The following is a 20,646-nucleotide window of genomic DNA, read 5'->3' on the forward strand; positions in this document are numbered from 1 at the left end:
CGGGCGATCAGCCGGCGGGGGCGAGCGCGGCGCGCAAACTGTCGCACTGAGTGTCGAAAAAACGTTGCGACACTTGGGCTTTCGGCACGAACAGGTCGAACCCGTGGAATACGCCGGGGACCACCTCGACCTCGCACGGCACCCCGGCGGCGCGCAGCCGTTCGGCGTAGGCGAGATCCTCGTCGTGGAACAGGTCGTGGGTGCCCACCCCGATCCACGCGGGTGGCAGGCCACTCAGGTCGTCGCGCCGCGCCGGCACGGCTACCGAGGGGTCGGCATCGCCGAGGTAGGCCGTCCAGCCGAAGTGGTTGCTGCGCGGGTTCCACAGCCGGTAGTGCGGCTGGTCCGCGGTGGTGGAACTGCGATCGTCGAGCATGGGGTAGACGAGTAGCTGGAACGCGGGTGCGACATCGCCGCGGTCGCGCGCCAGCAGGGCCAGGGCCGCCGCCAGCCCGCCGCCGGCGCTGGCACCGCCGATCGCGATCCGTCCCGGGTCCACACCGGGCTGCCCGGCCAGCCAGGTCAAAGCGGTATAGCAGTCCTCGAGCGGTGCGGGATAGGGATGTTCGGGGGCCAGCCGGTAATCCACCGATGCGACCGTGATCCCCAACCTGGAGCTGAACCGGCGGCACAACCGGTCGTCCTGCTGCCAATTGTGGCGTTGCTCAACGGACTTGGCTTGGTGATGATCCACCGGCTGGACATCGTCAACAACGAGTCGAGCGGTCGCCATCACCCCAGCGCAACCCAGCAGATGCTGTGGACGCTGGTCGGGGTGGCCGCGTTCGCGCTCGTCGTCACCTTTTTGAAGGACCACCGACAACTCGCGCGCTACGGCTACGTCTGCGGGTTCGCGGGCCTGGTCTTCTTGATAATCCCCGCGCTGCTGCCAGCGTCGCTGTCCGAGGAGAACGGCGCCAAGATCTGGATTCGCTTCCCGGGCTTCTCGATTCAGCCCGCCGAATTCTCCAAGATTCTGCTGCTGATCTTCTTCTCCGCGGTGCTGGTCGCCAAGCGCGGCCTGTTCACCAGCGTCGGCCGGCATTTCATGGGCTTGAACGTGCCCCGCGCACGCGACCTCGCCCCGCTGCTCGCGGCATGGGTGATCTCGATAGGTGTGATGGTCTTCGAGAAAGATCTCGGTACTTCGCTGCTGCTCTATGCGTCGTTCCTGGTGGTGGTATACCTCGCCACCCAGCGGTTCGGTTGGGTTGTCATCGGCCTGGTGCTGTTCGCGGCGGGAAGCGTTGTGGCGTATTTCATTTTCGAGCACGTCCGGGTTCGCGTGCAGACGTGGTGGGACCCCTTCGCCGACCCCGACGGGCACGGCTATCAGATCGTGCAGTCGCTATTCAGCTTTGCTACCGGCGGCATCTTCGGCACCGGGCTGGGCAACGGTCAACCCGACACCGTGCCGGCGGCGTCCACCGATTTCATCATCGCCGCGTTCGGTGAAGAACTCGGACTCGTCGGGCTCGCCAGCATCTTGATGCTCTACACGATCGTCCTCGTCCGTGGCCTGCGCACCGCGATCGCGACACGGGAAAGCTTCGGCAAGCTGTTGGCCGCCGGCCTGGCGTCGACGCTGGCCATTCAGCTGTTCATCGTCGTCGGCGGGGTAACCCAGCTCATTCCGCTGACCGGGCTGACCACTCCGTGGATGTCCTACGGCGGCTCCTCGCTGCTGGCGAACTATGTGCTGCTGGGGATTCTGGCGCGCGTCTCGCACAGCGCCCGGCGTCCATTGCGCACACGCGCACTCAACAAGTCGCCCATCGCGGCGGCCGGCACCGAAGTGATCGAGCGGGTATGAACACCTCTCTGCGTCGGATCTCGGTGACCGTGATGGCGTTGATCGTGCTGCTGCTGCTCAACGCCACCATGACGCAAGTCTTCGCCGCCGACGGGCTGCGCGCCGACCCGCGCAATCAGCGCGTCCTGCTCGACGAGTACTCGCGTCAGCGCGGCCAGATCATCGCGGGCGGCCAGCTGCTGGCCTATTCGGTGGCCACCGACAGCCACTTCCGATTCCTGCGGGTATATCCCAATCCCGCTGTGTACGCCCCGATCACCGGCTTTTACTCACTGCGCTATTCCAGCTCGGGCCTGGAGCGAGCCGAGGACCCGCTGCTCAACGGGTCCGACGAGCGGCTGTTCGGGCGACGGCTGGCCGACTTCTTCACCGGGCGCGATCCGCGCGGCGGAAACGTCGACACCACTATCAACCCGCACGTCCAGCAGGCCGGGTGGGACGCGATGCAGCAGGGCTGCGGTGGGCCGCCGTGCAAGGGAGCCGTCGTCGCCCTCGAGCCGTCGACCGGCAAGATTTTGGCCATGGTGTCGTCGCCGTCCTATGACCCCAACCTGCTGGCGTCGCATGACCCTGAGGTGCAGGCGCAGGCGTGGCAGCGACTGCGCGACGACGTCGACAGTCCGCTGACCAACCGGGCCATCTCCGAGACCTACCCGCCTGGTTCCACGTTCAAGGTGATCACCACCGCTGCGGCCTTGCAGGCCGGAGCTACCGACTCCGAGCAGTTGACCGCGGCGCCGACAATTTCGTTGCCCGACAGCACCGCCACCCTGGAGAACTATGGGGGCAAGCCATGCGGCAACGGCGGCGCGTCGACTGTGCCGCTCAGCGAGGCCTTCGCCCTGTCGTGCAACACCGCATTCGTCCAGTTGGGAATGCTCACCGGCGCCGACGCGCTGCGCAGCATGGCCCGGTCGTTCGGCCTGGACAGCACCCCGAGTGTCATTCCGCTACAGGTCGCGGAGTCGACGGTCGGCATCATCCCGGATGCCGCCGCGCTGGGAATGTCGAGCATCGGTCAGAAGGACGTCGCGCTGACGCCGCTGGAAAATGCGGAGGTCGCCGCGACCATCGCGAACAACGGGGTGACGATGCAGCCCTACTTGATCGATAGCCTCAAGGGTCCAGACCTGGCCAACATCAGTACCACCGCGCCCTATCAACAGCGCCGCGCCGTGTCGCCGCAGGTCGCCGCTAAGCTAACAGAGCTGATGGTCGGCGCCGAGAAGGTCGCACAACAGAAAGGGGCCATTCCCGGCGTGCAGATCGCATCCAAAACTGGTACCGCAGAGCATGGCACCGACCCGCGGCACACTCCGCCGCACGCGTGGTATATCGCTTTCGCGCCCGCGCAATCACCGAAGGTGGCCGTGGCGGTACTAGTGGAGAACGGCGCCGACCGCCTGTCCGCGACGGGCGGTGCACTCGCAGCACCGATCGGGCGGGCAGTCATCGAGGCCGCGCTGCAGGGAGGACCATGAGCCCGCGAGTTGGTGTGACGCTGTCTGGCAGATACCGCCTGCAGCGCCTGATCGCCACCGGTGGCATGGGCCAGGTGTGGGAGGCGGTCGACAGCCGGCTGGGCCGGCGCGTTGCGGTCAAAGTGCTCAAGGGCGAATTCTCCCAGGATCCCGAGTTCATCGAGCGGTTCCGCGCGGAGGCGCGCACCACCGCGATGCTCAACCATCCCGGAATCGCCAGCGTCCACGACTACGGCGAGAGCCAGATGGACGGGGAGGGCCGCACCGCTTACCTGGTCATGGAGCTGGTCAACGGCGAACCGCTGAATTCGGTGCTCAAGCGCACGGGGCGGCTGTCGCTCCGGCACGCGCTGGACATGCTCGAGCAGACGGGCCGCGCCCTCCAGGTCGCGCACGCCGCCGGCCTGGTACACCGCGACGTCAAACCGGGCAACATCTTGATCACCCCCACCGGTCAGGTGAAAATCACCGACTTCGGCATCGCCAAGGCCGTCGACGCCGCGCCGGTGACCCAGACCGGCATGGTGATGGGCACCGCGCAATACATCGCGCCCGAGCAGGCCCTGGGCCACGACGCCACCCCCGCCAGCGACGTCTACTCGCTGGGAGTCGTTGGGTACGAAGTAGTTTCGGGCAAGCGGCCGTTCACCGGTGACGGCGCGCTGACCGTGGCGATGAAGCACATCAAGGAGCCCCCGCCGCCGCTCCCGTCCGAGCTTCCGCCCAACGTGCGAGAACTCATCGAGATCACGTTGGTCAAGAACCCCGGTATGCGCTACCGCAGCGGGGGACCCTTCGCCGACGCCGTGGCTGCCGTGCGGGCCGGACGACGCCCGCCTCGGCCGAGCCAGTCACCGCCGCCCGGTCGGGCCGCGCCGGTCGCGATCTCCTCCGGTGCGACAACCAGGGCGGCCACCGCCACCGGCCGGACGCCGCCGCCCCGCCGATCCCGGCCGTCGACGGGCGGGCACCGGACGCCCGCGCCGCGGCGAACGTTCTCATCGGGTCAGCGCGCGCTGCTGTGGGCGGCCGGGGTGCTTGGCGCGCTGGCGATCATCATCGCGGTGCTCATCGTCATCAACTCCCGCACGGAGAACGAGCAGCAGCAGACACCCGCCCCGACCGTCACCGACACCGGGACCCCGCCGGCGACGAAGACCCCGAGCGGTGCGGGCCCCGGCCTGCGGCTTAATTGGACGGATCGACCGACGATAGGTAATTCTGGACTGCGGAGCGGGCGGCCCGAACCCGGCTGGGACATCCCCTTCACACCCAGCGCGTCGCCGGCCCAGTACGAGATACCGCAATGACAACCCCGCAGCACCTGTCCGACCGCTATGAACTCGGTGACATCCTCGGTTTCGGGGGTATGTCCGAGGTTCACTTGGCCCGCGACGTTCGCCTCCACCGCGACGTCGCGGTCAAGGTGCTGCGCGCCGACCTGGCCCGTGACCCCAGCTTCTATCTGCGGTTCCGCCGGGAGGCGCAGAACGCCGCGGCGCTGAATCACCCGTCGATCGTCGCGGTGTACGACACCGGCGAGGCGGAGACCGCCGCGGGCCCGCTGCCCTACATCGTCATGGAGTACGTCGACGGCGTAACCCTGCGCGACATCGTGCACACCGACGGACCGCTCCCACCCCGCCGCGCGATCGAGATCATCGCCGACGCCTGCCAGGCGCTGAACTTCAGCCATCAGAACGGCATCATTCACCGCGACGTCAAGCCGGCAAACATCATGATCAGCACGACCAACGCGGTGAAGGTGATGGACTTCGGCATCGCGCGCGCGATTGCCGACAGCAACAGCGTCACCCAGACCGCCGCCGTGATCGGGACCGCCCAATACCTGTCACCCGAGCAGGCCCGCGGCGATACGGTCGACGCTCGATCCGACGTGTACTCGTTGGGCTGTGTGCTGTACGAAATCCTTACTGGCGAGCCACCTTTCACCGGTGACTCGCCCGTCTCGGTCGCCTACCAGCATGTGCGCGAGGACCCGATTCCACCGTCGGCGCGGCACGAAGGCATCTCCGCCGACCTCGACGCCGTCGTCCTCAAGGCATTGGCCAAGAATCCGGACAATCGCTATCAGACCGCCGCGGAGATGCGCGCAGATCTGGTTCGCGTGCACAACGGCGAGCCACCCGAGGCGCCCAAGGTCCTCACCGACGCCGACCGGAGCTCGTTGCTGACGTCGACGGGTCCGAACCTCGGCGGCCCGCGCACCGACCCACTACCTCGCCAAGCGCTGGACCGCGCCGACGACGATCGGATGGGCGGTTCGATCGGTCGCTGGGTCGTCGCGGTCGCCGTGCTGGCGGTGCTGACGATCGTCGTCGTCATCGCCTTCAACACCTTCGGCGGCGGCACCCGCGACGTTCAGGTGCCCGACATGCGGGGCCAGGTCTCCGCGGACGCGATTGCCGCGCTGCAGAATCGCGGCTTCAAGACGCGCACCCTGCAGAAGCCCGACTCGACGATCCCGCCCGACCACGTCATCAGCACCGACCCCGGCGCCAATGCCTCGGTGGGCGCGGGCGACGAGATCACCATCAACGTCTCCACAGGTCCAGAGCAACGCGAACTGCCGGACGTCTCCTCGCTGAGCTACTCCGATGCGGTCAAGAAGCTGACCGCCGCCGGTTTCAGCAAGTTCAAGCAAGCCAACTCGCCGTCGACGCCCGACCTCATCGGCAAGGTCATCGGGACCAACCCCCCGGCCAACCAGACCTCGGCGATCACCAACGTGGTGACGATCATCGTCGGCTCGGGCCCGGAAACCAAGCAGCTGCCCGACGTCGCCGGCCAGACGGTGGACGCGGCGCAAAAGAACCTCAACGTCTATGGCTTCACCAAGTTCAGCCAGGCCTCGGTCGACAGCACCCGCCCGGCGGGCGAAGTGGTCGGCACCAATCCGCCTAAGGGCCAGACGGTCCCGGTCGACTCCGTCATCGAACTACAGGTGTCCAAGGGCAACCAGTTCGTCATGCCCGACCTGTCGGGCATGTTTTGGACCGATGCGGAACCACGGCTGCGGGCGCTGGGCTGGACGGGGTTCCTGGACAAGGGGCCCGACGTCGACGCCGGCGGTTCCCAGGCCCACCGGGTGGTCTACCAGAATCCGCCCGCCGGGGCCGGCTGCAACCGCGACGGGGTCGTCACGCTGAAGTTCGGCCAGTAGCGGCGGGATCTGCCGGCAACTGCGGCCGCACCGCGGCGCGCACCTCGTTCTCCAACCGGCGGACCAGCGTGTCGTTGCGCGCCCACCCGCAGTAGGCGAGCCAGTTGGCCAGCATGCGGTGGCCGCCCTCGGTCAGGATCGACTCGGGATGGAACTGGACGCCGTGGATGGGCAACTCGGTGTGCCGCACGGCCATGATGACGCCGCTGCGAGTCCGCGCCGTGACCTCGAGCACCGGCGGCAGCGAGTCAGGCAGAATCGTCAGCGAATGGTACCGAGTCGCGGTGAACGGATCCGGAAGCCCTTGCAGGACACCGGCATTGGTGTGGTACACGCTGCTGGTCTTGCCGTGCAACAATTCCGGCGCACGGTCGACGGTGGCGCCGAATGCGACGCCGATTGCCTGGTGTCCCAGGCAGACTCCGAGCAATGGGGTGCGCGCCGCTCCGCACGCGCGGACCAGGGCGACGGACGCACCCGCCCGTTCCGGGGTGCCCGGGCCGGGGCTCAGCAGAACGCCGTCGAACTCGGTGGTGACCGCGGATTCCTCGGACAGTCGCGCATCGTCGTTTCGCCACACCTGCGCCTCGACGCCGAGCTGTCCTAGGTACTGCACCAGGTTGAACACGAAGCTGTCGTAATTGTCGACAACCAGGATCCGCATCGTGCCAGGGTACCGTTCGCTCAATACCCGACCGGGCCCGCCGGTTGCGCGAAATGCATCCGGACCGGTTCGGTGTGGCCGACGATCTGCACGTCCGGCTTGACCTCTTCGCGATAGCCCAGCCCGAATCGGACCACGTACTGCTTGTAGAGGGTCACCAGGGGAGCGGCGGCCAGCGCGGCCTGCATCGCCGCGGCGTTGCCGATCGCGGTGATCGTGTAGGGCGGGCTGTAGGTACGGCCGTTGAGCAGGAGCGTATTTCCGACGCAGCGGGGCACCGAGGTTCCGATGATGCGCTGGTCTTGCATCTGGATCGCCTCGGCGCCGGCGCTCCACAACGCGTTCAGCACGGCCTGGATGTCTTGCTGGTGCACCACCAGGTCGTCCGGGGAGGCATCGCGGGGAAACCGGCCATTGGCGTCACGCTGGGCATCCTGCAGCGTCACGGCCAGACCCGGGCCGTGCACCGGATCCATCCCAGCCTCACCGGCCAGCTCGGCGGACCGCCGCAGCATCGCGGCCAACGCGGCATTCGACGACTTGCCGTGCATCGAGTCGATCTTGCCCGCCAGCTCATCGCGTTCCGCTTTGAGATGGTTCACCGACGACTGCGCCTCGCGGACCAAGTCGACCAGACGCGGGGCGTCGCTGCGGCGGATCTCGGTGCCGCCGGACACGCCGTGGGTGGCGGCCAGCAGCAATCCCGCCAGCAGGCAGACCAATGGCACGCCGAAGCGCCACGGCGAGCTGCGCGTATCGTTCATCGGCTCTCCATTTCCTGGCGAACGCGCCAGGTGGGTTAGTCTCGTAGCCAAGTTATGCGTGCAGCATCAGTCGTTATCGTTGCACCCGTCCCGCTCACCGTGTCGTTGAGGTAGTTCCGAGATATCCCCGAGGTAACCATGCCCAAGTCCAAGGTCCGCAAGAAGAACGACTTCACCGTCAGCGCGGTCAGCCGTACCCCGGTGAAGGTGAAGGTCGGACCGTCGAGTGTGTGGTTCGTCGCGCTGTTCGTCGGCCTCATGCTGATCGGGCTGGTGTGGCTGATGGTGTTTCAATTGGCCGCTGTCGGCAGCCAAGCCCCGACGGCGCTGCACTGGATGGCGCAATTGGGGCCGTGGAACTACGCGATCGCGTTCGCTTTCATGATCACCGGCTTGTTGCTCACAATGCGTTGGCACTGACCAAGATCAAATCCGGAATGAATTCATCTTGGGGTCGCTGCGTTACTGAGCCAGCAACGTTGTGACCACCCAATCACACGCGTGTGATTTATCCCCACTGTTGATAGCGCTTGTGGATAACTGCATAGGCAGTGGTGGGAGGGGGTGGAGGCCTAGTGCAGCAAACTAAATGGGAGCCTCCTGCGGCCGGAATCGCTGGTTGCGGCGTTGCCGGCGTTTTGATGGCTATCGCGAGTGTGACCCTGGTCACAGATCCGCCGGGGCGGGTTATCACGGGGATTGCCGCCGCCGGTCTGATCTTGTTTGCGGGCGCGACGTGGCGCGCGCGACCGAAGCTGGCAATCACGCCCGACGGCCTGGTGATCCGGGGCTGGTTCCGAACGCAGCAATTGCAGCGCTCCGACATCAAGATCATCCGGATCACCGAGTTTCGTCGGATGGCCCGCAAAATGCGGTTGCTCGAAGTCGAAACGGTCGACGGCGGGTTGGTCGTCTTCTCCCGTTGGGACCTCGGGACCGAACCCCTGGACGTGCTCGACACACTTACCGATGCCGGCTACGCCGGGCCGCGGGAAGGCTAGCCGGCGGCCTCAGGAGATGGTGATCGACTCGATCACGACCGGCTCGGTGGGACGGTCGTTGCCGTCGGTGTCCGTCGTCGCGATCGTGTCGACGACCTTCTGCGATTCGGGGTCGGTCACTTCGCCGAAGATCGTGTGCCGCCGGTTCAGGTGCGGTGTCTGGTCGACGGTGATGAAGAACTGCGAGCCGTTGGTGCCCGGGCCCGCGTTGGCCATCGCCAAAAGGTATGGCTTGTCGAACTGCAACTCGGGGTGGAACTCGTCGGCGAACTTGTAGCCCGGGCCGCCGCGACCGGTACCGGTCGGGTCGCCGCCCTGGATCATGAATCCCTTGATCACCCGGTGGAAGACCGCGCCATCGTAGAACGGTCCGGAGGGGCTACCCGAGGCGTTCTGCGTCGAGTACTCCTTCGTGCCCTGCGCCAGGCCAACGAAATTGGCGACAGTCTTGGGCGCATGGTTTCCGAACAGGGCGATCTTGATGTCTCCACGGTTGGTGTGCAGCGTGGCGGTAGCAGTCTGAAAGGGGCTGTTAGTCACGAGGTCACAGTCTGCCATCACCCGCGGGCATGCCCGCACCCGGTGTCGATCGACCGAAGCGGGTAGGGCCGAACACGTCGTGAAGGCGATGGTGCCGCGGGCGTCTTTTTGGTGGCAGTCTGTAGGTTCCACCCACGGCACAGAAAGGCAGCGGATGAGCGCACAGGCGGACCACCGGTTGACCCCCCGTGAGCGATTGGCCCGCGGCCTCGCCTATTCGGCGTTGGGACCGGTGGACGTCACGCGAGGGGTTGTCGGGCTGGGGGCGCACTCCGCGCAAGCGACCGCGTCGGGATTGCGTCGCCGTTACCGGGAGGGCCGGCTGGCTCGCGAAATCGGCGCGGCGCAAGAAACTCTCGCCCAAGAGCTTGCCGCAGCGCAGCAAGTGGTCGCGAACCTGCCGCAGGCCCTGCAGGACGCGCGCCGGTCCCAACGGCGTCACGGCAAGCGCCCATGGCTGATCGCGGGGGTTGTCGTCGGGGTGTTGGCCGGTGGCGCTGCCGCCTTCAGCATCGCCCGGCGCTCCGCAAGGCGGCGCACTGAGCCATCGCCGCGTCCGCCCAGTGTCGACGTGCAACCGCGCCCCTGAGCGGCTTTGTGGCACCTGAAGCTCGAATCATGCTGCGAGTAACCGCTTTTGACGTCTATTGGGCCTGGACACGCTTCGCCGCGGTTAACCGAAGTTGCGTGCAACTGCGGTCGGATGCGGGCACCCGGCGGGCAAGGGAGCTCAGCAGGACGACGTTCGAGCCTTGAGGTTCGCCGTTGAAGGCGCGTGAAGGAATAGACTTCAATAAGAAATCGGATAGGTCGGCACGGGGGACGTTTTTATGCCGTTGACAAAAGTGCCCGACAGCCAGAAAGTTTGCCGAATATTCAATACCCTGAACATTCCTTGTGATAGACCACCGACAGTGCCCGCCGTATTGATTAGCCTATGTTGAAGGAACAAGAGCATGGCTACCGCACAGGGCTTCGTCGCAACCGCTATCGACCGCGAGCATTGACAGGATAAGCGTGGATTTCTGGGCTCCTCCCGAGGTCACATCGGCGCTGATTCATTCAGGGCCGGGGCCCGAATCGTGGCTCGCCGCCGCCAACGCCTGGCGCGAGCTGGCGATCGAGCTGGGGCAGACCGCCTCCGACTACGCCGCGACCGTGGCGAGCATTCCCTGGCAGGGACCAGCAGCGACGGCGATGACCCTGTCCACCATCCCCTACGTCAGCTGGATGCAAACCACCGCGGCCGAGGCCGCTCAACTGTCGATGGCGGCTACCAGCATGGCCGGCTCCTTCGTCGCCACCCAGACAGCCATCGTGCATCCCAGCGTGGTCACCGCCAACCGCACGCTGCTGGCTCAGCTGATCGCGACCAACTACTTCGGCATCAATTTCCCCGCCATCGCCGCCACCGAGCTGCAGTACTTGCAGATGTGGGCTGATAACACGACCGCCATGCTCGGCTACCAGGCCACCAGCCTGCAGACCATGGCGCTACAGCCGTTCACGCCTCCACCCACCACCACCAACCCGGCCGGCGAGGCAACGCAGCGTGCGGCGGTCGCCACCGCCACTACACAAGCCGCCGCACAGGCCGCCCCGCAAGCCGCCGCCGCCGCCGCTGACATCAACCTTCCGACGGATCCGATTTTCACGAATCCGACCCTCGCGTGGTTGATCAGCCAGCTAGCCCCCGCCAACTTGATCCAGGGCGGGCTCCCGTTCAACGCGATCGGTCTCTTCACGGGTGGTCACGATTTCATGCCCGGCCAATACCCGGACGTCCTGGCCCCGACCCCCCGTAACCTGGCCATTGCCTACAACCTCACCGGTCCCGAGGCCGTGGGAGGGGCCCCCAATTTCTTTGCCCCACCCGCCGCTACAGCCGGCGCGGTGGAGGCTAATGTCACCGCCACTCTGGGCAGGGGAATGTATGTCGGCAACCTGGTGGTCCCGCCGTCGGCGGTCACTTCGCCGATCCAGCTGGCTGCCGCACAGGCACCGTTGGCGGCGGCAACAACAGCCGAGGGCGCCCCACTAGTTCCGATGTTCGTCCCGCCGATGCCGCCGGGAGCACGAAAGGCCCAGCGGGACAAACCCAATGAGAAAGGCTACGGACCGCCGATCTTCGGCACCATCATGCGGCGGCCTCCGTCAGGCGGATGATGCCGTGGAGCCTAGGGGAATCGAACCCCTGACACCTGCCTTGCAAAGGCAGTGCTCTACCAACTGAGCTAAGGCCCCTCTGGCTGATCGGCTGCGGGCGCATCAACCGGGGCCATGTGCCAGACCTCGACCCCACGTCGCGACCACACCACCGCGGCCACCGCAGCGATCAATGCCAGCGGCACTGCGAGTCGTACGTAACGTCTGGACGAGCACATGGTTGTGGGCCTAGGAGGACTCGAACCTCCGACCTCTTCGTTATCAGCGAAGCGCTCTAACCGCCTGAGCTATAGGCCCGTACGCGCGTACGGCCGAGCGACGAGATTACCGCAATCGCCGCCCCACCCCCAAAATCCCGGGAATCGGCGCTAGTCGCGGTCGGCCAGGGTTACTTCGATGCCGCCGATCAGGTCGGTGGTCAGGTTGTAGACGAACGCGGCGATGGTGGCCATCGCGGTCAGCAGCACGATATTCACCAGGCCGATCAAGACGGCGCCACCGAAGATGGTGCCGCTGGAGACCAGCTCGCCGCTGCTGCCGCTGGTGTTGTTCAGTAGGTCACCGACGTTGCTGTTGAGCTTCGACCACACACCCATGCCGCCGAGCACCAGGTACAGGAACGCCACCGCGATCATCCAGACGAAGAACAGCGCCACCGACAGCAACAGCGACACCTTCAGCGTGCTCCACGGGTCGATCCGGCGGATCTGCATGCTGGCCCGAACTGGGCCACGGTTTCGCCGCGATACGCGCATCCGGTTTTCGCGGCTTTCTCTGGCTTCATCGGTTGCCGAGCGGCCCGATCCCGTCGTGGTCGACGTCTCCGCGGTGCGATCGGGCGCGGGTTTGCGTTGCGAGGCCCGCGGGATGGGCCCGGACAGATCGGGCAATTCGCTGGCGTACGCCTCGGCGGGCGGCCCGTCGCCGCGGGGCGGGGCATCGAAGTCCTGCGGCGGGCTCTTCGGATGCGCCGACGCCCCCGGAGCCGCGGTGCCGGAGATGAAACGGTTCAGCCGCGCATCCACCCCGGAGGGCGGGCCCGACGGCCGCGGCTCGGCGTGGGGTTCCGCCTGGCGATGCGGTGGCTGAGGGGGCCGCCCGGGGCCGCGCCCCCGCGGCGGCACGTCCGCGGCATCCGGAATGCGGCCAGCCTGGGCGGGCGTCGCGCGGTGTACACCGGCTCGCTCGACCGAACCGTCCCCGTTCAGGCTGTCACCCTTGTTGGGGGCCCCCGGCTCGTTGGGTGAAGTCACCCCGACTCCTTACGTATGTACCAAGGCCGCCCGGCGCTGGCTGTCGACTGTGCGGTCGGGCCGAGTCTATTAGCCGTCCGACTCCTCGACGCCGTCGATCGCCCCGATTTCTTCCTCGGCGCTTTCTTCGGCGTTTCGTGCGATGGCTAACAGAGTGTCACCCTCACCCAGGTTCATCAACCGAACGCCCTTGGTCTGCCGTCCCGCCTTGCGGACCTGACGTGCGGCCGTGCGGATGACGCCCCCACCCGAGGTGATCGCGTAGAGCTCGCTCTCCTCGTCGACGATCAACGCCCCTACCAGCCTGCCACGCCGACGGTCGTACTGAACGGTCAGCACGCCCTTGCCGCCGCGGCCCTGCACCGGGTACTCCTCGATCGCGGTGCGTTTGGCGTAACCCCCGGCCGTGGCGACCAGCAGGTAGGTGCCTTCCTGGATTACGTTCAGCGACAGCAGTCGGTCGTCCTCGTTGAATCGCATGCCCTGCACGCCGGACGTGGCGCGGCCCATCGGCCGGAGCGCCTCGTCGGTTGCCGAGAACCTGATGGACTGGCCGTTGGCCGACACCAGGAGCAGGTCGTCCTCGGAGGAGCAGAGCACGGCGCCGACCAGCTCGTCGCCGTCGCGCAGGTTGACGGCGACGATCCCACCCGAGCGGTTGGAGTCGAAGTCGGTCAGTCTGGACTTTTTGACCAGGCCGTTCTTGGTGGCCAGCACCAGGTACGGCGCATCCTCGTAGCCCTTGATCTGGATGACCTGCGCGATGCGCTCCTCCGGCTGGAAGGCCAGCAGGTTGGCGACGTGCTGGCCGCGCGCCGTCCGCGACGCCTCCGGCAGCTCGTACGCCTTGGCGCGATACACCCGTCCTTGCGTGGTGAAGAACAGGATCCAGTCGTGCGTCGAGGACAGGAAAAAGTGCCGGACGATGTCGTCCTGCTTGAGCCCCGCGCCCTGCACGCCCTTCCCGCCGCGCTTCTGGCTGCGATACAGATCGGTCTTCGTGCGCTTGGCGTACCCGGTTTCGGTGATGGTGACGACGACCTCCTCGCGCGCGATCAGATCCTCGTCGCTGACCTCTCCGTCGGCCGCGATGATCCGGGTGCGACGGTCGTCGCCGTGCTTTTCGACGATCTCGCCGAGTTCGTCGCGCACGATCCCGCGCTGCCGCTCCGGCTTGGCCAGGATGTCCTCCAGGTCGGCGATCTCGGCCTCGATCTTGGCCAGGTCGTCGATGATGCGCTGGCGCTCTAGGGCGGCCAGGCGCCGCAGCTGCATGTCCAGGATGGCCTGGGCCTGGATGTCGTCGATGTCGAGCAGCTCGATCAGCCCCGCCCGGGCGATGTCGACGGTTTCCGACGCCCGGATCAAGGCGATGACCTCGTCCAGCGCGTCGAGCGCCTTGACCAGGCCGCGCAAGATGTGTGCGCGTTCGTTGGCCTTGCGCAACCGATACGTGGTGCGCCGCACGATGACATCGAGTTGGTGCGCGACGTAGTGGCGGATCAACTGGTCGAGCCGAAGCGTGCGCGGCACCCCGTCGACGATCGCCAGCATGTTGGCGCCGAAGCTGGTCTGCAGCTGGGTGTGCTTGTAGAGGTTGTTCAGCACTACCTTCGCCACGGCGTCGCGCTTGAGCTCGATGACGATGCGCAAGCCCACCCGGTCGCTGGATTGGTCCTCGATGTTGGAGATGCCGGCGAGCTTGCCGTCGCGGACCTGCTCGGCGATCGAAGTGATGAAGTTGTCGTGGTTGACCTGATACGGCAACTCGGTGATGACCAAAGACGTTCGGCCCCTGGCCTCTTCGACTTCCACGACGCCGCGCATCCGGATCGAGCCACGCCCGGTCTTGTACGCGTCGGAGATGCCCTGGGAGCCCACGATCAGCCCGGACGTCGGGAAGTCGGGCCCCTTGACCCGCTCCATGACGGCGGCCAGCGTCGCCTCCTCGTCGGCCTCGTGGTTTTCCAGGCACCAGAACACCGCGTCGGCGAGCTCGCGCAGGTTGTGCGGCGGGATGTTGGTGGCCATGCCGACCGCGATGCCGCCCGAACCGTTGGCCAGCAGGTTGGGGAACCGGCTTGGCAGTACCGTTGGCTCCTGCACCCGACCGTCGTAGTTGGGAATGAAATCGACTGTCTCCTCGTCGATTTCGCGCAGCATCTCCATCGCCAACGGGGTCAGCCGCGCTTCGGTGTACCTCATCGCCGCCGGCGGGTCGTTGCCCGGCGAGCCGAAGTTGCCCTGCCCGTCGACCAGCGGATAGCGCAGCGACCACGGCTGCGCCATGCGCACCAGCGTGTCGTAGATCGAGGCGTCGCCGTGCGGGTGATAGTTACCCATCGTCTCGGCGACCGACCGCGCCGACTTCGCATGGCTGCGATCCGGGCGGAACCCCGAGTCGTACATCGCATACAGCACGCGGCGGTGCACCGGCTTGAGACCGTCGCGCACCTCGGGCAGCGCGCGGCCCACGATCACGCTCATCGCGTAATCGATGTAGCTGCGCTGCATCTCCTGCTGAATGTCAACCGGCTCGACCCGGTCGGCTGGCCCCTCGCCGGGTGGCAGCGTCGTATCAGTCATCGGTCCCTCGTGTTAGTTGGCGTGCCTGATTCGTCAGACATCCAGGAAGCGAACGTCCTTGGCGTTGCGGGTGATAAAGCTGCGGCGTGCATCGACGTCCTCGCCCATCAGGATGGAGAACAACTCGTCGGCGGCCGCCGCGTCATCCAGGGTGACCTGGCGCAGCACCCGCACGGTCGGGTCCATCGTGGTCTCCCACAATTCCTTGGCGTCCATTTCACCCAGACCCTTGTAGCGCTGGATGCCGTCGTCCTTGTTGATCTTCTTGCCGGCCTTCTGCCCCGCCTCGAGCAGGCCGTCGCGCTCGCGATCGGAGTAGGCGAACTCGGGATCGCTGCGCTGCCACTTCAGCTTGTACAACGGCGGCTGCGCCAGAAACACGTGCCCGTTCTCGATGAGCGGGCGCATGAACCTGAACAACAGGGTCAACAGCAGCGTGGAGATGTGCTGGCCGTCGACGTCGGCGTCGGCCATCAGCACGATCTTGTGGTAGCGCAGCTTGGTGATGTCGAACTCGTCGTGAATCCCGGTACCCAGCGCGGTGATGATCGCCTGGACTTCGGTGTTCTTCAGCACCCGGTCGATGCGGGCCTTCTCGACGTTGATGATCTTGCCGCGCAACGGAAGGATCGCCTGGAACATCGAGTCGCGGCCGCTCTTCGCCGAGCCGCCGGCCGAATCGCCTTCCACGACATACAGTTCGGACTTGCGCGGGTCGGTGGATCGGCAGTCGGCGAGCTTGCCCGGTAGGCCGCCGAGATCCGTGGCGCTCTTGCGGCGCACCAACTCCCGTGCCTTGCGCGCCGCGATGCGAGCTTGCGCCGAAGACACCGCCTTGTTGACGACCGTCTTGGCGTCACTGGGGTTGGCTTCGAACCAGTGCGAGAGCTTGTCGTTGCATGCTTTCTGCACAAATGACTTGACTTCGGTGTTGCCCAGTTTGGTCTTCGTCTGGCCCTCGAACTGCGGTTCGCTGACCTTGACCGAGATCACCGCGGCCAAACCCTCGCGGATATCGTCGCCGGTCAGATTGGGGTCTTTGTCTTTGAGCAGTTTCTTGTCTTTGGCGTATTTGTTCACCACCGACGTCAGCGCGGCGCGGAACCCTTCCTCGTGGGTACCGCCCTCGTGGGTGTTGATGGTGTTGGCGAACGTATGAACCGACTCCGAATAACCGGCGTTCCACTGCATCGCGATTTCCACCTCGTGGCCGGGCCCCTTGTCTGAGAAGTCGACGATGCTGGAGTGGATCGGGTTCTTGGTGCGGTTGATGTGCTTGACGTAGTCGACCAAACCACCCGGGTAATGAAAGGTGCGGTGCTTGACTTTGTGCGGCGCAACGGATTCTGCGGCCTTCTCCTGTGCGGACTTCGGCGCTTCTGCGGTGTCGCTGACGACTTCGTCGACCACCTCTTCGTTGCTCACCCGCTCATCGGTCAGGTGGATGGTCAGTCCCTTGTTGAGGAACGCCATTTCCTGCAGCCGGCGGGCAACGGTCTCGAAGTCGTAGTCCGTGGTCTCGAAGATGCCCGGGTCGGCCCAGAAACGGACCGTCGTACCGGTCTTCTTGGTTTTGTCGCCCTGCTTCAGCGTGCCGGGGATAGAGCGGTCGTAATGCTGGAACCACTCGTAGCCGTCGGTCGAGATCTCGACCTCGAGTCGAGTGGACAATGCATTGACCACCGACACGCCCACGCCGTGCAAACCACCGGACACCGCGTAGGCGCTGTCATCACCGCCGAACTTTCCGCCGGCATGAAGCTGGGTCATCACCACGTCGACCGTCGGCATGCCGGTGGCATGCATGCCCACCGGGATACCGCGGCCGTTGTCGGTGACTTGAACGCCGCCGTTCTCCAAAATCTTGACGTCGACTTCCGTGGCGTAACCCGCCATCGCCTCGTCGACAGCGTTGTCGACGACCTCCCAGATCAGATGGTGCAATCCGCGCTCCCCGGTGGAGCCGATGTACATGCCTGGGCGTTTGCGGACCGCTTCCAACCCTTCCAGGACGGTGATCGAGTCGGCGCCGTACTCTTTCGTTTTCTTCTTTTGGGCAGCCACGGGCGGAAGGCTCTCCTTGGGGTTGCGCGCGGGTAGTCTCCGGGACATTGCGCTGGTTCCACGCCAGTCTACCGATAAGGGGCGCCAGGACCGATTCTGTGAGGGTGTTTCTGCACAGCTATCTGCGCCGTGTGCGGAATTTTTCGCTGAAGGCCGCGTCAGGACGCTTGACGAGCCGGTTTCCGTCGTTGTGGCGGCGCTGAAGCGGGTCGCCCGCTCGGTCAACCGTAGGTGTCACGGGGGCCTCGGCCGGCGATATGCCGCGGGCCCTTCCGCCACGACGGTGCGGCCGGCCCGGTGATTTTCAGCGATGTCACTACGCCGTTGCCGACCGCGGCGGCGATCTTGGCCAGAATTTGCGCCTGGATCATCCGCAGCTGGGTCGCCCATGCGGTCGATTCGGCCGCCACGCTGAGCACCCCGTCGTTCAGGGTGGTCGGGGTCGCGTGGTCGGCGATCTGGTGTCCCACCACCGACGACCAATGGCCGAGCACCGTGCCCTCGGCGACGTGCGTCGACCAGCCCCGCTTTTTCGCCAGATCGCGCGCCAACCTGCCCAAGGGTTGAGGATCACGCGTGTCGGGCCCGGGGCCCGACCAGCTTCGCCGCTGTCCCGCGACGCGGCGCGGCGGAGGAGGCGCGCCCCGTCCACGGCCGGCGTCCTTTCCCTGCGCGCGGGCGGCCGCGCGCGCTTCCTCGAGGGTGCGCCGCACCAGGTCGATGCCCGTAAGGTCGCCGGGCGGTGTGCCGCGGTCGGAAGGCGATCCGCCGCCGGGGCCGGTCATCCTTGCACCACCGATACGCGCCCGCCGTCTTCGTCGCGCAGATCGATGTGCACCCGCCTAGCGTCCCACTCGGCCGGTATGTCTTCGAGGACCGCCGCGGTTACCAACACCTGTTCTGCCGCTTCGGCCACCGAAGCCAAGGCGCGGCGACGCGTCGCATCGAGTTCGGCGAACACGTCGTCGAGCAACAACACCGGTTCGCTCCCGTCTGCCCGCAGCAACTCGTAGGCCGCCAAGCGCAGTGCGACGGCGAACGACCACGACTCGCCGTGGCTGGCAAAGCCTTTGGCGGGCTGATCGCCGAGTCGCAACTCGAGGTCGTCGCGATGTGGGCCGACAAGACACATTCCGCGTTCCACCTCGGCGTCGCGGCGTGCCGACAACGCAGCCAACAACGCGGCTTCCAGGAACTCTCGGTCGGTACCTTCGGCGCCGACGCCATCCATGCTCGCGCGGTAGCCGATCGAGGCTTGCCGCGATCCCGGCGCCAGTAACTGGTAGGCCTTTTCCACCTCGGGTGCCAGTTGATTGACGAGATCGATGCGGGCGGCCATCAATTCCGCGCCGTGCTCGGCTAATCGGCCGTCCCACACATCGAGGGTGTCCACCGCGCCACCTCGATGTCGCGCACCGGACAACGACTTCAACAGCGCCGTGCGCTGGCGCAACACTTTGTCGTAGTCCGCCCGCACGGCGGCGATCGCCGGACGGCGCACCGTCGCCAGATCGTCGAGGTAGCGCCGGCGGTCGGCCGGATCGCCGCGGACCAACGCCAGGTCTTCCGGGGCGAAAAGCACCGCCCGCAACACCCCGACCACCTCGCGCGTGCTGCGCACGGGGGAGCGGTTCAGCCTCGCCTTGTTCGCCCGCCCCGCCGCGATCTCCAGATCGACCGCACATTCCCTGCCGTCGTTGACGACGATGGTCGAAACTATCGCGCGCGTACTGCCCGCCCGGATCAACGGCGTGTCGGTACCCACGCGGTGCGAACCCAATGTACTCGAATACCACAGTGCCTCAATGAGATTCGTCTTCCCGAAGCCATTGGGTCCGACGAACACCGTCCGGCCCGGTTCCAATTCGAGGTCGGCCTGCGCCCAGGACCGGAAGTCACGCAGTCCCAAATGCCGGACGTACACCTACCCGGGCAGCCGCACTGGCATCAACAAGTACACGTAATCCGTCGGCAGAGCGGGGAAGGGACCGTTGCCCGTCGGATGGCTGTCGTCGTCGAATGCCGGCCGCAACAACGCCGGCTTACCCGGGGTGGTGAAACCGAACGACACCCGGTCGGCATGGACCGACCCGAGCCCATCCGTCAGATAGGTCGGGTTGAAGGCGATCGTCAACGGCTCGCCGGCGAAGTCAACGGCCAGGTCTTCCTCGGCCCGGCCGACATCGTCGGCGCCCGCGGAGAGCCGCAGCATGCCATCGGCGAATTCCATGCGTACCTGCGCGCCTCGGTCAGCGACCAGCGCGACCAGCTTGATCGCTTCGGTTAGCTCGGCCACGTTGATGGTGGCGACGGCCGTGTGCTCGGCCGGTAGCAGCTGACGAAACTTCGGGAACTCCGCATCCAGCAGGCGGGTGGTACTGCGCTTGCCGTTACCGCTGATGCCCAGCAGCCCGTCTTTTCCGACGCCCGACCCAGCACCCAACGACAAGCGGACATCCGAGCCGTCGATGCCGGCTTTGGCGGCCTCGGACAACGTTCTCGCCGGGACCAACACCGCGGCCTCGACATCGGGCGACAATGCCGTCCATGTCAGCTCGCGAACCGCCAGCCGGAACCTGTCGGTCGCGGCCAGAACTACGGTGTCGCCCGAGATCTCGACCCGAATCCCGGTCAGCATCGGCAGCGTGTCATCCCGGCCGGCCGCGATGGCAACCTGACCGATCGCCTCGGCGAACAGTTCCGACGGAAGGCTCCCGGTATCGTCCGGCAACGCGGGCAGCGTCGGGTAATCCTCAACCGCCATCGTCGGCAGCGAAAACCTGGCATTTCCGCACGTCAACGCGACGCGATTACCGTCCACGTAGAAGTCCACCGGTTTGTCCGGCAACGCCCGGGTAATGTCCGACAACAACCGCCCAGACACCAAAACGCTTCCGGGAGAAGCTATTTCGGCCGCAACCTGTGCCTCGGCGGACACCTCGTAGTCGAAGCCCGAGATTGTCAGGCCCTCATCCGAGCCCGTCAACAACACGCCCGAAAGCACAGGAACCGCAGGTCTGGTCGGCAGGTTCTTCGCCACCCACGACACCGCGTCGGCGAAAGACTCTCGCACCACACGAAACTTCAGATCGGTGAGGCCAGCTGTTGTCGTCGCCGCGTCCATAGCGTC

Annotated in this window: 16 protein-coding genes, 2 tRNA genes and 2 pseudogenes; 8 read left to right on the plus strand and 12 right to left on the minus strand. The window is 66.2% G+C overall.

What is annotated here, in order from left to right; genetic code table 11:
- Positions 1-7 precede the first annotated feature (7 nt).
- A pseudogene (locus tag A5745_RS03245) lies at positions 8-649 on the minus strand (alpha/beta hydrolase); the annotation flags it as partial.
- On the opposite strand from A5745_RS03245, the pseudogene A5745_RS03250 reads away from it, so the two are divergent.
- From A5745_RS03250 to pknB, 4 genes and pseudogenes are all read left to right on the plus strand, one after another.
- Positions 641-1,813 (plus strand): annotated as a pseudogene (locus A5745_RS03250) (FtsW/RodA/SpoVE family cell cycle protein); the annotation flags it as partial. The pseudogenes A5745_RS03245 and A5745_RS03250 overlap by 9 nt on opposite strands.
- Positions 1,810-3,294, plus strand: coding sequence for a D,D-transpeptidase PbpA (pbpA, locus tag A5745_RS03255; RefSeq protein WP_076059999.1), 1,485 nt, complete (start codon positions 1,810-1,812; stop codon positions 3,292-3,294). The pseudogene A5745_RS03250 and the gene pbpA, both read left to right, overlap by 4 nt.
- Positions 3,291-4,604, plus strand: a complete 1,314-nt coding sequence (locus tag A5745_RS03260) for a serine/threonine-protein kinase (RefSeq protein ID WP_076060001.1) — start codon at positions 3,291-3,293, stop codon at positions 4,602-4,604. Before pbpA ends, A5745_RS03260 begins: the two co-directional genes overlap by 4 nt.
- On the plus strand, positions 4,601-6,478 hold the full coding sequence (gene pknB, locus A5745_RS03265) for a Stk1 family PASTA domain-containing Ser/Thr kinase (RefSeq protein WP_076060002.1): 1,878 nt from the start codon (positions 4,601-4,603) through the stop codon (positions 6,476-6,478). The genes A5745_RS03260 and pknB overlap by 4 nt, the downstream gene beginning before the upstream one ends.
- Here the strand turns inward: pknB and A5745_RS03270 are convergent.
- Together A5745_RS03270 and A5745_RS03275 are read right to left on the minus strand one after the other, a co-directional pair.
- Positions 6,456-7,142 carry an aminodeoxychorismate/anthranilate synthase component II gene (locus tag A5745_RS03270; RefSeq protein WP_076115087.1) on the minus strand — a complete coding sequence of 229 codons (687 nt, stop codon included), beginning with the start codon at positions 7,140-7,142 and terminating at the stop codon, positions 6,456-6,458. The genes pknB and A5745_RS03270 overlap by 23 nt on opposite strands.
- 20 nt (positions 7,143-7,162) lie before the next feature.
- The gene (locus A5745_RS03275) at positions 7,163-7,906 is read right to left on the minus strand and encodes a DUF881 domain-containing protein (protein WP_076115088.1); all 744 of its coding nucleotides are present in this window, start codon (positions 7,904-7,906) and stop codon (positions 7,163-7,165) included.
- Between the two features lie 138 nt (positions 7,907-8,044).
- Between A5745_RS03275 and crgA the strand changes: the two genes are divergently transcribed.
- Positions 8,045-8,326, plus strand: a complete 282-nt coding sequence (crgA, locus tag A5745_RS03280) for a cell division protein CrgA (protein ID WP_044509095.1) — start codon at positions 8,045-8,047, stop codon at positions 8,324-8,326.
- A gap of 155 nt (positions 8,327-8,481) precedes the next feature.
- Entirely contained in the window at positions 8,482-8,907 is a 426-nt protein-coding gene (locus tag A5745_RS03285; RefSeq protein WP_076115089.1) for a PH domain-containing protein, read from the plus strand.
- Between the two features lie 9 nt (positions 8,908-8,916).
- Here A5745_RS03285 and A5745_RS03290 read toward each other — a convergent pair whose 3' ends face one another.
- Entirely contained in the window at positions 8,917-9,465 is a 549-nt protein-coding gene (locus A5745_RS03290) for a peptidylprolyl isomerase (RefSeq protein ID WP_076060011.1), read from the minus strand.
- Between the two features lie 136 nt (positions 9,466-9,601).
- Between A5745_RS03290 and cwsA the strand changes: the two genes are divergently transcribed.
- Both cwsA and A5745_RS03300 read left to right on the plus strand, forming a co-directional pair.
- A complete protein-coding gene (gene cwsA / locus A5745_RS03295; protein ID WP_076115110.1) occupies positions 9,602-10,036 on the plus strand; it encodes a cell wall synthesis protein CwsA in 435 nt (144 codons plus the stop codon).
- Positions 10,037-10,464: 428 nt separating this feature from the next.
- A complete protein-coding gene (locus A5745_RS03300; protein ID WP_076115090.1) occupies positions 10,465-11,613 on the plus strand; it encodes a PPE family protein in 1,149 nt (382 codons plus the stop codon).
- 5 nt (positions 11,614-11,618) lie between these two features.
- On the opposite strand, the gene A5745_RS03305 is transcribed toward A5745_RS03300, so the two are convergent.
- The 8 genes from A5745_RS03305 to dnaN form a co-directional block, all read right to left on the minus strand.
- Positions 11,619-11,691: transfer RNA gene (locus A5745_RS03305), tRNA-Ala, on the minus strand.
- A 145-nt stretch (positions 11,692-11,836) separates the two neighbouring features.
- Positions 11,837-11,910: transfer RNA gene (locus tag A5745_RS03310), tRNA-Ile, on the minus strand.
- A gap of 71 nt (positions 11,911-11,981) precedes the next feature.
- Positions 11,982-12,866 (minus strand): DUF3566 domain-containing protein, encoded by an 885-nt coding sequence (locus A5745_RS03315; protein ID WP_076060015.1) that lies wholly within the window; start codon positions 12,864-12,866, stop codon positions 11,982-11,984.
- Between the two features lie 69 nt (positions 12,867-12,935).
- Entirely contained in the window at positions 12,936-15,452 is a 2,517-nt protein-coding gene (gyrA, locus tag A5745_RS03320; RefSeq protein ID WP_076060017.1) for a DNA gyrase subunit A, read from the minus strand.
- Positions 15,453-15,485: 33 nt separating this feature from the next.
- Positions 15,486-17,516, minus strand: a complete 2,031-nt coding sequence (gene gyrB, locus A5745_RS03325; protein WP_076060018.1) for a DNA topoisomerase (ATP-hydrolyzing) subunit B — start codon at positions 17,514-17,516, stop codon at positions 15,486-15,488.
- A gap of 221 nt (positions 17,517-17,737) precedes the next feature.
- Positions 17,738-18,301: a DUF721 family protein gene (locus A5745_RS03330; protein WP_076060020.1), complete on the minus strand. Its 564-nt coding sequence runs from the start codon at positions 18,299-18,301 to the stop codon at positions 17,738-17,740.
- Positions 18,298-19,440 (minus strand): DNA replication/repair protein RecF, encoded by a 1,143-nt coding sequence (gene recF, locus A5745_RS03335; protein WP_076115091.1) that lies wholly within the window; start codon positions 19,438-19,440, stop codon positions 18,298-18,300. Before recF ends, A5745_RS03330 begins: the two co-directional genes overlap by 4 nt.
- Positions 19,441-20,640: a DNA polymerase III subunit beta gene (dnaN, locus tag A5745_RS03340; protein WP_076060023.1), complete on the minus strand. Its 1,200-nt coding sequence runs from the start codon at positions 20,638-20,640 to the stop codon at positions 19,441-19,443.
- Positions 20,641-20,646: the final 6 nt, after the last annotated feature.

The organism is Mycobacterium sp. IS-2888, assembly GCF_001954215.1.
In the GTDB taxonomy this organism is placed as follows: domain Bacteria; phylum Actinomycetota; class Actinomycetes; order Mycobacteriales; family Mycobacteriaceae; genus Mycobacterium.